Below are 12,369 nucleotides of genomic sequence, written 5' to 3' on the forward strand. Positions count from 1 at the left end.
TGCCTCTGAAGGCCACCATGACGGCGTCTAACGCCGTCATGGTGGCCTTCAGGGGCATTCAAAACGCCGTAGAGGCGACCGACGTCGTCACCGGGGCCTGGGGGGTGGTGACGGCAGTCTCAGGGACCAAGACTTACGGTGTGCGGGACCGCCAAGACTTGAGCGCGACACGTGCGGCGAAGACGCGGCCACCGCTGTCCGGGACCACGGGGTCTCCGCGAGCTTTGCGAGTGGAGACTTCACGCCGCGCGCCCTCTTTTGCGGCCGCCAGGCCGCCCCAACTCGCGACGGTAGGTCGCCCCCCTTCAAGCAAAAGCCGCGCGTGCGCTGGGGGTCGGGGCGACCTGGCGGCGCGAGTTTGTGAGCGCGCTGGCCAAAAACACAGGCTTCTAACCGTGCCTCAGGACTCAACCAAAGACCCGCGACCAGACTACTTACTCGGTGCCGGGGCAGCCGGCGCCGGGGCAGCCGGAACGTTGTAAGTGTCCATATCCGTGATCTTCCACCGATCCCCCTGCAGCTGAGCGTTGAGATGCAGCTGAGCGCTCCCGGCGGTGGTCTTCTTGGTGTCGGTCCGCGTAGAGGTCTGGTCGATGAAGACCATCACCTTCGCCCGGTCACCGTTGAGCAGCACGACGGCACTGCGAGTGACCTTGCAGGTGACGACGAGCTTCTGCTGCGGAGCAAAGGTCCGAACTTGCCCGATCAGCAGGTTGTACTTGTTCCGCACCTCCTCGTTGACCAGCAGATCCTTGGCAGCGTCCTCGGTCTTTTTGATGTTGGTGAAGTCATACGAGAACAGCGCCTCGGTCGCCTTGGACACCTGGTCCTTGACCTGTGCGGTCTTCGCGACGTCGAGCAGAGCGGTGTTGTTCGTGGAGGCAGAGTCGTCATCGGCATGGACCTTGAAGATCACCGCGGCCCCCGCCAGCAGCAGCCCGACGAGCACCAGCACCCCGGCCAGGACGAACTGGTTCCGCTCTCCGCGGTCGGCCCGCGCAGCGGGCTCCGGAACCTCGTCGACATCGACGGGCTTGCGGATCCCGGTGTCCCGGATCTTCCGCCGCGGGCTCGGCTTGACGAGGGAGACCGGCTCAGGCTCCCCGGTCAGCGCGTCGACGGTCTCCGCCGCCTCAGGACTCGCCTCGAACGCGGTAGCCGACGAAGCAACATCCTCGGCAACATCCTCGGCGGGCGCCTCGACGACCTCAGGCTCGGCCACACGGACGGCCTCCACCCGTGGAGCGGGGGCCGGAGCGGGCCGTGGAGTGGGCTTGGCCGCCGGAGCCGGACGAGGTGCGGGCGACGGAGCCGCGTCGGGCGTGCTGTCCGCGGTCTTGCGTGTGCCGGCTACGCGAGGGCGGCGGACCGGCGGGGTCTTGCCGGGCTGGCGGCGGGAGGGGGGCAACACGAGCTCCGTTCGGTGGTGACGCTTACTGACCGGCGGCGACGAGGGGGACGTTGTCGATCCCGGACACTTTCCAGTCCTGGCCGACCCTGCTCATGGAGATTTCGAGCCGCAGCGACTTCGTGGCGCTGCCGGTCGGCTGGGTGACCTGGGTGGTGATGGCGGCGAGGAAGCTGGCCTTGCCCTCGTGGTCGTCGAGTTCCTCGACGGCGATGTCCTGGATGGTGGTGACGACCTTGGTCTTGGCGTCGGCGAGCGCCTTGCGGTAGGTCGGCTCCGCCTTGGTCAGCTGGTCGTTCATCGCCTGGTCCGACAGCGCCTTCTGCCGGTTGAAGAATCCGTCCAGGTCCTCGTAGTTCACCTCGGTGTAGGCCTTGATCGCCGTGCCGCCCGCCCGGACGACGTCGTCGCGGGACTTCGCCAGGTCGTAGTTGCCGTCACCGGCGGCGACCCACCACTGGATGCCGAAGATGGCCGCGGCGATCAGCGCCGCCAGCGCGAAGGCCGCGCCGCCGAGGACGAACAGGCGGGACTTCGGCCGCGCGACCGGGGCGGTCGAAACGTCAGAGTCGACCGAGCCGCCGGCGTCGACCGAGTCGTCCTTGGTGGCAGGAAGCTCGTCGGCACTCATAACACTCCAGGGTAGGTAACGGTCATCAAATCTTCGTCAGGCGCCCAGGCCGAGCAGCTGCCCGAGGCTGGTGAGCGACACCCCGGGGCTGCCGACGACCGAGGGCACGCCGCTGCTGTCGATGGCCATCTGCGCCAGCTGCTCGCGGGACCGCCCGGCGTTCGCCGCGACCTCCCGGTCGGACGGGATGGCGGGCACGCCGTTGTACGGCACGTTCTGGGAGCCGCGCACATTGATCGGGCTGCCCTTCGGCTCCGCGCAGTAGGAGTCGAACTTCGGGTCGCGCGGCTTCACGTCGGCGCCGGTGCGGTACTGGTCGTACGGGAGGTAGCCCTTGGTGCACGCGGGCGGGTTGAACAGGTTCAGCGCCAGCCCGAGGTGGGCCGTGCCGTCGCCGGGGGCGACGGTGTTCCCGCCGACCGAGAGCAGCGGGTACGTGACGAGCCCCTGCTCCAGGCCGTCGAGCCGGGTGACGAGCAGGTTCGACGTCGTGAGCAGGTTCGCGGTCAGCGCGCCCAGGCCCGGCCCGGACTCGGCGAGCACCTGGCTGATCTGCTTCGCCACCGTCGGGGTGATGCCGATCAGCTTGCGGAGGTCACCGTCGGAGGTCTTGAGCTGCCCGGTGAGCTGGTTGAGGCTCTTGCTGAATGACGCGATCGAGCTCGCCTCGTCGTTCTGCGTGTCGAGCACGGTGCCGCCCGCCTCCAGCAGCTGTACGGTCTGCGGCAGGTTCTGCTGCGCCGTGGTCGTGAAGCTGCGGGCCGTGTCGAGCAGCGTCTGCAGGTCCTGGCCGGTGCCGTTGAAGGCGTTGTAGGACTCGTCGACGACCGTGCGCAGCGCGTCGGTCGGGACGGACGCGGCGAGGCTGTCGAGGTCCCCGATCACCCGTTCGGTGCTGATCGGGGTCTTGGTCCGGCTGACCGGGATGATCGCGCCCGCCTCGAGGTACGGGCCCTTGTCCGCGTTGGGCCGCAGATCGACGAACTGCTCGCCGACCGCGGACCGGTTCGCGACCACGGCCAGTAGGTCGACGGGCACCTTCGGCGCGCTGGGGTCGATGTTGAGGTCGGCTTCGAGGCCGGTCTGGGTGAGCCGCAGCTCCCCGACCCGCCCGATGTTGAAGCCGCGGTAGGTGACCTCGGCGTTCTGGAAGATCCCGCCGGACTCCTTGAGCTCGACCTTGACCGTGTAGCCACTCGCGCCGAAGACCTGGCCGAGCCCGGCGAACCGGATCAGCGCGTAGACGATCGCCACGATCGAGATGATCACGAAGGCGACGAGCTGGAGTCGTGTCCTGCGTACCAGCATCAGCCGGCACCCCCCGCCAGAAGACTGAAGATCCCGGCGGCGCCGGTCTGCTGAGGTTGCCCACCCTGGCCGCCCTGCGCGGACGGCGTCTGCGGCTGGACCTGCTGCTGGCCGGAGATCGGCAGCGGCGGCGGCTGGTTGGCCGGTACGCCCGGCACCCCGCCGGTCAGCCCTGGCACCGGGATGGCGCCGTCGAGCGGGTTCTGCCTGCTGCGGCCGAGGTTGGCGAGGACCTCGTTGAGGTTCAGATCGACCTTCGCGAACAGGTTGAAGAAGTCGCCCTTGACCCCGTCGACGGCCGAGTCGGCGAACGGGAACGTGAGCAGCAGTTCCAGTGACTTCGGCAGGTCGGAACCGGCCTCACCGAGCTTCTGGAGCGTCGGCAGCAGCGCCTTGAGGTCCGCGACGAGGTTCTCCTTGCTCTTGTTCACCGTGTCGATCGCGACGCCGGACAGGTTGTTCAGCGCGTTGAGCATGGTGACGAGCTGGCCGCGCTGCTGTTCGAGCACGCCGAGCCCCGGGCCGAGGTTGTCCACCGCGCCGACCAGCTTGTCCTTCTGGCCTTTCAGCGTCGAGGAAAGCCGGTTGAGGCCGTCGAGCGCGCGGGTGATGTTGCTCGACTGGCGGTCCAGATTGGACACGAGTTCGTTGGTGTTGTTCAGCAGCGCCTTCAGGTCCGGCTCGCGGCCGGAGGTGGCGTTGTTGAGCTCCTTGGTGATCGTGTTGAGCTGCTCCACACCGCCGCCGTTGAGCAGCAGCGAAAGCGCGCCGAGGATCTCTTCCACCTCGACGTTGCGGTTGGTGCGCTCCAGCGGGATGACGGCGTTGTCCGCCAGCCTGGCCGGCGCCGGGTTGTCCGGCGGCGCGGCGAGCTCGACGTACTTCTCGCCGAGCAGGCTGGACTGGCGCACGTTGCCCAGCGCGTTGGCTGGCAGTTTGACGTCGCCGTTGACCCGCACGGTGACCTCGGCGTGCCAGCCGTCCGGGGTCAGCCCGATCGCCTCGACCCGGCCGACCGACACCTCGTTGACCTTCACCCCGGCCTGCGGGGTCAGGTCGAGCACGTCGCGGAACTGGACCTTGACCGTGTACGGGTGGCTGCCGAGGTCGGCGCCGCCGGGCAGCGGGATGTCGTAGATCCCGCTGAACGAGCAGCCGCTCAGCGTCACCGCCGCGACGGCCGCGAGCGCCGTCGCGGTGAGGAGCTTCGTCCGCTTCATCGGCTAGTTCCCCGATCCGTAGAGCTGACCGGCGACCGGCAGGGGCAGTGGGGGCAGCTGGCCGTTCTGCAGGGCCTGGAGCGTCTGGGCGACCGAAGGCAGCGGCACGAGGCCCTGCAACACCCCGGCGATCTTCTTGCACGCGTCGCCGAGCGCGCCCGCCACCGGCACCTGCTTGAGGAGGCTGCAGACCATCACCAGCGGGGGCTGGGTGAGCTCGTTGAGGTTGGCGCGCGCGTCGAGCGTGCCCGAGGACGCGTTGTAGGTGTTGACCAAGTTGCCGAGGCCGACCGGGGCGACGTCGAGGATCTCGGCGAGCGAGCCCCGCTGGTCGACGAGCACCTTGGTGACGCTGGCCAGCTTGTCCACATTGGACTTGAGCCGGTCGTGGTTCTTGTCGATGAACGCCTGTACCGAGGTGAGCGTGTCGCCGAGCTGTTTCACCGTCGCCGCGAGGTCGCCGCGCTCCCCGGCGAGGAACCCGCTGACGTCGGCGAGCTGCTCCTCGAACTGGCGGACCTGGCCGTCACTGTTGGCCAGCGACTGCGAGAACTGCCCGAGGTTCTGGATCGTCTTGAACAGGTCGTCCTTGTTGCCGGACAACGTGCCCGCGGCCTGGCCGAGCTTCGAGATCGTGTCGTGCAGGGCCTGGCCGTTGCCGTCGACGTTCTTCGCCGCGGTGGTCAGCAGGTCCGACAGCGAGCCGTTCTTGTTGGCGCCGTTGGGGCCGAGCGATTCGCTGACCCGGCTGAGGCTGGCGAACAGGTCGTCGACCTCGAGCGGGACCTCGGTGCGGGCCAGCGGGATGATCGAGCCGTCGGAGATCTTCGGGCCGCCGGTGTAGGCCGGGGCGAGCTGCACGTAGCGGTCGCTGACCAGCGAGGGCGAGACGATCAGGGCCTTCGCGTCGGCCGGGACCGCGACCGAGCGGTCGTATTCGACGTCGACGCGGACCTGGTTGCCCATCGGCTGGACCTTGGTCACCGTGCCCATGTCGACGCCGAGCATCCGCACGCTGTTGCCCTCGTAGAGGCCGACGGCCCCGGCGAAGTACGCGGTCAGGTGGTTGCGCCCGGCGTCCTTGAGCGTCCACCACAACGCGCCGGCCACGACCAGCGCCAGCACGATGGCGACGGTGAAAGCGCGCGTGAGGCTCACGCCCATACGGGTGTTACTCATTTGTCGTAGCACCCCGGTTCGTTGAGCGGGCCGATCGATGGCAGGACCAGGCCGCAGATGTAGTTGTCGAACCAGCGGCCGTTGCCGATCGTGTTGGTGAACACCCGGATGAACGGCGCGAACCGCTCGATGCCCAGCGCGAGTGAGTCCTGGTTGCGCTGCAGCATCGAGGTGAGCTGGTCGAGCTGGGTCAGCACCGGGTCGAGCTGCTTGTCGTTGTCGTCCACCAGGCCCTGGAGCTGGGTCGACAGCGTCCGCGCGCCGTCGAGCAGCGCCGAGATCGCCTGCTTGCGGCGGGAGACCTCGTCGAGCAGGAGGTTGCCGTCCGCCAGCAGCTTCTGCACCTCGGCGTCACGGTCGACCAGCGTCTGCGACACCTCGCGGGTGTTGGCCAGCAGGTTCGCCAGCTGCGAGTCGCGCGAAGCGATCGTGTCGGACAGCTTCGACAGGCCGCTGAGCGCGCCCTTGACGTCGTCCGGGGTGTTGGCGAAGGTCTGCGAAATGACGTCGAAGCTCTTCGCCAGCTGGTCGGTGTCGATGTTGTCGACCGTGGTGGACAGGCCGCGGAACGCGTCGATCACGTCGTAGGGCGCCATCGTGCGTTCGCGCGGGATGGTCGCGCTCGGGTCGAGGGTCTTCTGCCCCTGCGGGTCCAGCGCGAGGTACTTCTGGCCGAGCAGCGTCTTGATCTTGATCGCCGCGCTGGTCTTGTCGCCCAGCCAGGCGTCCTTGACCTTGAACGAGACCTTGACCTTGTCGCCGTCGAGCTGGATGTCGGAGATCTTGCCGACCTTGACCCCGGCGACGCGCACATCGTTGTCCGTGGCGAGCCCCGCGGCCTCGCTGAAGTCCGCGCTGTAGGTCGTGCCGCCGCCGATGACCGGCAGGTCCTCGGAGTTCAGCGCGGCGACGAGGCCGAGCACGATGACGACGATGCCGACGAGCGCGATCGGCACGGGATTGCGTTTCTGGAAGGATTTCACGAGTGGCACCTCTCCCGGTTCGCCGGCAGGAGGGTGAGGTCGGTGGCCGGGAGCAGGGGAGGCAGGGCGACGGTTCCCTTCACTTCACAGGCGTAGAAGTTGAACCACGAGCCGTAGTCCGCGGTGCGCGTCAGCGCGGTGACCTTCTCCGGCAGGAACTGGATGAAGTGCTCGACGACGGACTGGTTGTCGTTGAGGTTCTTGGCCAGCGTGCCGAGCGCGCCGATGTCCTGCTTGAGCGGCTCGCGGGCCTCGGTGAGCAGCCCGGAAGTCGTCTGCGCGAGGGTGCCGAGCGACTCGATGGCGTCCCCGATCGGCTTGCGGTCCGCCGCCAGCCCGGTCACCAGCTGCTGCAGCTTGACGAGCACGTCCGACAGCTGCGGGGTGTGCGCGTTGACCGTGTCCAGCACCGAGTTCAGGTTGTCGATGACCTCGCCGATGACCTGGTCCTTGTTGGCGACCGTGGTGGCGAGCGAGGCGGTGTGCTTCAGCAGGCTCTCCACCGTGCCGCCCTCGCCCTGCAGGACCTGGATCACCTCGTAGGACAGCTTGTTGATGTCGTCCGGGTTGAGCGCGGTGAACAGCGGCTTGAAGCCGTTGAACAACGCGGTGAGGTCCAGCGCCGGGGTGGTGCGCGCCAGCGGGATGTTGTCGCCGGGCTTCAGCGTCTTGCCGGAGGTGTCGGTGCCCTCGCCGAGCGAGACGTACCGCTGGCCGACCAGGTTGCGGAACTTGATCTGCGCGGTGACCCCGGCGGGCAGCGTCCGACCGGCGTCGACCTCGAACTCGACCTCGGCCTGGCGCTTGTCGACGATGTGCACGTCCTTGACCTGCCCGACGCGCACACCCGCGATGCGGACGTCGTCGTTGGGCAGCAGCAGCGTCGCGTCGACGAACCGGGCCTTGTAGCTGTTGGTGCTGGTGGTGTTGATGTTCGCGATGCTGATGCCGAGGATGGTCGTGAACACCACGGTGACCACGACGAAGGCGATCAGCTTGAGCAGCGGCGCGAGCAAACCCCTCATGCCTTCCCCCCGTCCGCGCGCAATCGCGATCGCGTAGCCAAACCGCGACCACCAGCGGACTGCGCGGGTCGAATGGAAAGGGCGGCTTGCCTCCACGATAGCGAGGCCTGCGGCCAAAACGCGCGCGCACGGGCCGGCTTCACGACAGGGGGCGCGAGTGCCATTTCGATCACTGGACGGTCACCTCCGCACCCCGGTAAAGCGGTCCGACGAGCAGCGAGCCCCAGCCCGGCATGTCAGCGGGCTTCATGCCGACCTGCGGGCCGACGAGCTCCGCCAGGAGACCCTGCTCGGCGCTGCTGTACGCCGGGTTGCCACCCGAAGCGCCGTTGCCGTTGTAACCACCGGCGTTGGCCGCGTTGTTGGACGGCGAGAGCCCGTCGTTGATCGAGCGGGCGGGCGTCTTGTGCGTGGTGCCGTCCTGGATCGGGCCGTCCGGCGGGTCCTGCGGGAAGGGCATCGGGAACTGTTTCATGTCGTAGCAGCGGGGTCCGCGCTTGTCGTTGAACTGCGGTTCGTCCTTGCCCGGCAGGTAGGGACCGCGGTTGACGGTGATCTCGATGGTGGCGTGCAGGCCGGGCTGGCTGGTGCCCTTGCCGAGCGCCTGGTTGACCTTCGGCACGAGCCCGGCCATCTGCCCGAGCACGCACGGGTACTCCGGCGCGTACTTCGCGAGCAGCTCGGCGGTGGGCCGCGCGGTCTTCGCGAGGCCGATGATGTTGTCCGCGTTGTTGGTCAGGAAGGTCTGCAGGTCGACCGAGGCCTGGGTCAGGGAGCCGTACAGGGTGGACAGGTTGACCTTCTGGTCCACCACCGTGCGGGTGGTGGTGCTCAGGTTGTCCAGGCTCTGGACCAGGTCCGGCGCGGAGGCGCCGAGGTTGTCGGAGAACGCCGTCAGCGCCTGGAGGTCGTGCTCCAGCTGCGGCACGTGCGGGTTCAGGTCGCCGACGTACTGGCCGAGCTGCGAAAGCGTCTCGCCGAGCGGCTTGCCGCGGCCCTGCAGGGCGGTGGAGATCGCGGTCAGCGTGCTCGACAGCTTCTGCGGCTGGACGGCCTGGAGCACCGGGAGCAGGTGCGAGAACGCCTGCTCGAGCTCGACCGCGCTGGACGTGCGGTCCTGCGGGATAACGTCGCCGTCCTGCAAGGTCTTCGACGAGGGCTGCGCCGGGATCTCAAGCGAGACGAAGCGCTCGCCGAACAACGTCTTCGGCAGGAACCGCGCCGACACGTTCCGCGGGATCAGCTTGGCCGACTCCGGCTTGAGCGCCAGTGCCAGCTCGGCGCCGTCGCCGGTCGCGTTGATCTCCTTGACCGAGCCGACGATCAGCCCGCGCACCTTGACGTCGGACTCCTTGATCAGCTGGTTGCCGATGCTCGAAGCCATCAGCTTCACGTTCACGAAATTCGTGAACGCCTTGTCGTACAACGCGATGCTCAGCGCGACCCCGCCGATCATCACGGCGACGAGCAGCAGGCCGAGCAGCCTGCGCCGTAAGGCGATCATCCTGCGATCCTCACCGTGACGTCGGTCCCCCAGATGGCGAAACCGATGAAGAAGTTCACGATCGAAACCGTGACGATGGACAGCCGCACCGCCTTGCCGACGGCCACGCCGACACCGGCGGGGCCACCGGTGGCCCGGTACCCGAAGTAGCAATGGGACAAAATGATCAAAACGCTGAAGATCAGCACCTTGATGAACGAATACAACACGTCCTGCGGTGGCAAGAAAAGATCGAAGTAGTGGTCGTAGGTTCCCGCTGACTGGTGATAGATGTAGATAACGACCAACCGTGACGCCAGATACGAACTCAGCAGGCCGATCACGTACAGCGGGATGACCGCGACGAACCCGGCGATGATCCGGGTGGTCACCAGGTACGGCAGGCTGGGCACGCCCATGACCTCGAGCGCGTCGATCTCCTCGGAGATCCGCATCGCGCCCAGCTGGGCGGTGAACCCGGCGCCGACGGTGGCGCTCAGTGCCAGGCCGGCGACCAGCGGCGCGATCTCGCGGGTGTTGAAGAACGCGGTCAGGAAGCCGGTGAAGGCCGAGGTGCCGATCGAGTTCAGCGCGGAGTAGCCCTGGAGGCCGACGAGCACACCGGTGAACAGCGTCAGGCCGACCATCACGCCGACCGTGCCGCCGATGACCGCCAGCGAACCGGAACCGAAGCTCACCTCGGCCAGCAGCCGCATGACCTCCTTCATGTACCGGCGCAGTGTGCGCGGCGTCCAGGCCAGCGCGCGGCCGTAGAAGGACATCTGGTCGCCGAGCGCGTCCAGTGTCTTCAGTGGACGGTTCGCGACCCGCTTGGCGCCCTGGAAGAACGAACTCATGTGCCTAGTCCAGCTTTCCGGGAACGATCTGCAGGTAGATCAGCGTGATCACGAAGTTCACCACGAACAGCATGAGGAACGTGATGACGACCGACTGGTTCACCGCGTCACCGACGCCCTTCGGGCCACCGGACGGGTGCAGGCCCCGGTAGGAGGCGACGACCGCGGCGATGAAGCCGAAGATCAGCGCCTTGATCTCGCCGACCCAGAGGTCGGGCAGCTGCGCCAGCGCGGAGAAGCTCGCCAGGTACGCGCCGGGGGTGCCGCCCTGCAGGACGACGTTGAAGAAGTACCCGCCGAGCACGCCGATGACGCTGACCATGCCGTTGAGCAGCAGCGCCACGAGCATCATCGCCAGCACCCGCGGCACGATCAGCCGCTGCACCGCGGAGACGCCGAGCACCTCCATGGCGTCGATCTCTTCACGAATGGTCCGCGCACCGATGTCCGCACAGACCGCGCTGCCGCCCGCGCCCGCCACCAGCAGCGCGGTGACCAGCGGGCTGGCCTGCTGCACGGTGGCGAGCACGGAACCCGCGCCGGTGTAGGACTGCGCACCGAGCTGCCGGGCGAGCGAGCCGAACTGGAGCGAGATGACCGCGCCGAACGGGATCGCGACGAGCGCCGTCGGCAGGATCGTCACGCTGGCGATGAACCAGGCCTGCTGGATGAACTCCCGCAGCTGGAACGGACGCTGGAAGAGGCCGCGGACGATGTCCAGGCCGAGGGCGAACAGGTTCCCGGTCTCGCGCAGCATGCCGATACCGGGAATCTTCGCCGGGGAACGTGTCTGGGTCACCCGCGGCCCGGCCCTGGATCACGGGGCCGCATGCGGTGGGAGCCCGCCGGTCTCCCGTCGCCACCGGCCCAGTCGTCGCCGGGTAACTGGGCGACCTGGTCGGCGGGCAGTTCACCGTGGTGCTGCGACGGCATCGAGCCGGAGTCGCGCGACGGGCCCTGCCCGGCGCGGACCAGCATGTGCGGGCTCACGCCGTAGCGCTGCTGCTCCTCGGGCGAGAGGGACTCGATGATCCCCTCCTGCGCCTGCGGCGGCAGCGTGTGCAGGATCCGCATGACCCGGTCGACGCGGCGGCGGGCACCGGCCCGCTCGGGCAGGCCGGGGCTGGGCTGCATCTGCGGGACGACCCCGCGGATGTCCTCGTCCGGCGAGCCGTCGGAGTGCCCCGCGGCGGCCTCGGCCTCTTCGCGGGCCATCTGCGCGGAGTCCTTCTCCTCGGACATGCCGATGGGGCCGCGCTTGCGTCCGTTGAGAAACTGCTCGACGACCGGCTCGTCGCTGGTCAGCAGCACCTCGCGCGGGCCGAACATGACCAGCTCCTTGCGGAACAGCATGCCCAGGTTGTCCGGCACCGTGCGGGCGAGGTTGATGTTGTGCGACACGATCAGGATCGTCGCGTCGATCTGCGTGTTGAGGTCGATCAGCAGCTGCGAGATGTACGCCGTGCGGACCGGGTCGAGCCCGGAGTCCGGCTCGTCGACCAGGATGATCTGGGGGTCGAGCACGAGGGCGCGGGCGAGCCCGGCGCGCTTGCGCATCCCGCCGGAGATCTCGCCGGGGAGCTTCGTCTCCGCGCCTGCCAGGCCGGTCATCTCGAGCTTGTCGAAGACGACCTTGCGGATCTCGGACTCGGACTTCTTGGTGTGCTCGCGCAGCGGGAACGCGACGTTGTCGTACAGGTTCATCGACCCGAACAGCGCGCCGTCCTGGAACAGGACGCCGAACAGCTTCCGGATCTCGTAGAGCTTGTGCTCGGAGCAGGTGACGATGTCGACCCCGTTGATCACGCACCGGCCCGCGTCCGGCTTCAGCAGGCCGATCATCGACTTGAGGAACACCGACTTACCGGTTCCCGACGGCCCCAGCATCGCCGACACCTCGCCAGGAGGCAGCGTCAGCGACACGTCCCGCCAGATGGCCTGTTTTCCAAAGGACTTGCTCAAGCCCTCGACGACCACCTCGGCACCCATCGCACCTCCAGGAGCTGTTCCGCGTCTTCGCGCACTGCCGCCGCCTCGCGCCACCGGTCGATTGCCCGCGAATACGCACCGCGATACCCGCGTCAACCAGGTGCAACGAGCTGAGTGCGAACAGGTTACTCACGAGTTTTCTTTTCTGGCCAGCCCGCCCGGCATCGTCATCTCGCCGTGACCGCAAGGCGAGCCGCTGGCAGCACCGTAGTGCACCCGGCCCTCCCCCGCAGCCCAGATCCCCGCCCCAGCAGCCCCACCCGCCCCACGCGCCCCCGTTTAGCCC

The 12,369-nt window shown here is 68.0% G+C and carries 11 protein-coding genes; all 11 read right to left on the reverse strand.

Features of this window, described 5'->3' with window-relative positions:
- Positions 1-430: 430 nt before the first annotated feature.
- The gene (locus QMK34_RS14445; protein WP_326414436.1) at positions 431-1,222 is read right to left on the reverse strand and encodes a hypothetical protein; all 792 of its coding nucleotides are present in this window, start codon (positions 1,220-1,222) and stop codon (positions 431-433) included.
- 211 nt (positions 1,223-1,433) lie between these two features.
- Positions 1,434-2,039: a hypothetical protein gene (locus QMK34_RS14450; RefSeq protein WP_326414437.1), complete on the reverse strand. Its 606-nt coding sequence runs from the start codon at positions 2,037-2,039 to the stop codon at positions 1,434-1,436.
- Positions 2,040-2,075: 36 nt separating this feature from the next.
- Positions 2,076-3,347, reverse strand: coding sequence for an MlaD family protein (locus tag QMK34_RS14455; protein WP_326414438.1), 1,272 nt, complete (start codon positions 3,345-3,347; stop codon positions 2,076-2,078).
- The gene (locus QMK34_RS14460) at positions 3,347-4,567 is read right to left on the reverse strand and encodes an MCE family protein (RefSeq protein ID WP_326414439.1); all 1,221 of its coding nucleotides are present in this window, start codon (positions 4,565-4,567) and stop codon (positions 3,347-3,349) included. Before QMK34_RS14460 ends, QMK34_RS14455 begins: the two co-directional genes overlap by 1 nt.
- A gap of 3 nt (positions 4,568-4,570) precedes the next feature.
- Positions 4,571-5,746: an MCE family protein gene (locus QMK34_RS14465; protein ID WP_326414440.1), complete on the reverse strand. Its 1,176-nt coding sequence runs from the start codon at positions 5,744-5,746 to the stop codon at positions 4,571-4,573.
- Positions 5,743-6,729, reverse strand: coding sequence for an MCE family protein (locus QMK34_RS14470; protein WP_326414441.1), 987 nt, complete (start codon positions 6,727-6,729; stop codon positions 5,743-5,745). The genes QMK34_RS14465 and QMK34_RS14470 overlap by 4 nt, the downstream gene beginning before the upstream one ends.
- Complete coding sequence (locus QMK34_RS14475) at positions 6,726-7,754, reverse strand: MCE family protein (protein WP_326414442.1); 1,029 nt, start codon at positions 7,752-7,754, stop codon at positions 6,726-6,728. Before QMK34_RS14475 ends, QMK34_RS14470 begins: the two co-directional genes overlap by 4 nt.
- Positions 7,755-7,923: 169 nt before the next feature.
- The gene (locus QMK34_RS14480; RefSeq protein ID WP_326414443.1) at positions 7,924-9,258 is read right to left on the reverse strand and encodes an MCE family protein; all 1,335 of its coding nucleotides are present in this window, start codon (positions 9,256-9,258) and stop codon (positions 7,924-7,926) included.
- The gene (locus tag QMK34_RS14485; RefSeq protein ID WP_326414444.1) at positions 9,255-10,094 is read right to left on the reverse strand and encodes an MlaE family ABC transporter permease; all 840 of its coding nucleotides are present in this window, start codon (positions 10,092-10,094) and stop codon (positions 9,255-9,257) included. The genes QMK34_RS14480 and QMK34_RS14485 overlap by 4 nt, the downstream gene beginning before the upstream one ends.
- A 4-nt stretch (positions 10,095-10,098) precedes the next feature.
- Positions 10,099-10,851, reverse strand: coding sequence for an MlaE family ABC transporter permease (locus tag QMK34_RS14490; RefSeq protein ID WP_326414531.1), 753 nt, complete (start codon positions 10,849-10,851; stop codon positions 10,099-10,101).
- A 38-nt stretch (positions 10,852-10,889) separates the two neighbouring features.
- Positions 10,890-12,083, reverse strand: a complete 1,194-nt coding sequence (locus tag QMK34_RS14495; protein ID WP_326414445.1) for an ABC transporter ATP-binding protein — start codon at positions 12,081-12,083, stop codon at positions 10,890-10,892.
- Between the last annotated feature and the right edge of the window lie 286 nt (positions 12,084-12,369).

Source organism: Amycolatopsis sp. H20-H5, assembly GCF_035828755.1.
In the GTDB taxonomy this organism is placed as follows: Bacteria; Actinomycetota; Actinomycetes; order Mycobacteriales; family Pseudonocardiaceae; genus Amycolatopsis.

Coding starts and splice junctions, on each gene's coding strand:
- QMK34_RS14450 (WP_326414437.1), bottom strand. CDS start 2,039: ATGAGTGCCGACGAGCTTCCTGCCACCAAGGACGACTCGGTCGACGCC.
- QMK34_RS14455 (WP_326414438.1), bottom strand. CDS start 3,347: ATGCTGGTACGCAGGACACGACTCCAGCTCGTCGCCTTCGTGATCATC.
- QMK34_RS14460 (WP_326414439.1), bottom strand. CDS start 4,567: ATGAAGCGGACGAAGCTCCTCACCGCGACGGCGCTCGCGGCCGTCGCG.
- QMK34_RS14465 (WP_326414440.1), bottom strand. CDS start 5,746: ATGAGTAACACCCGTATGGGCGTGAGCCTCACGCGCGCTTTCACCGTC.
- QMK34_RS14475 (WP_326414442.1), bottom strand. CDS start 7,754: ATGAGGGGTTTGCTCGCGCCGCTGCTCAAGCTGATCGCCTTCGTCGTG.
- QMK34_RS14480 (WP_326414443.1), bottom strand. CDS start 9,258: ATGATCGCCTTACGGCGCAGGCTGCTCGGCCTGCTGCTCGTCGCCGTG.
- QMK34_RS14485 (WP_326414444.1), bottom strand. CDS start 10,094: ATGAGTTCGTTCTTCCAGGGCGCCAAGCGGGTCGCGAACCGTCCACTG.
- QMK34_RS14490 (WP_326414531.1), bottom strand. CDS start 10,851: ATGCTGCGCGAGACCGGGAACCTGTTCGCCCTCGGCCTGGACATCGTC.
- QMK34_RS14495 (WP_326414445.1), bottom strand. CDS start 12,083: ATGGGTGCCGAGGTGGTCGTCGAGGGCTTGAGCAAGTCCTTTGGAAAA.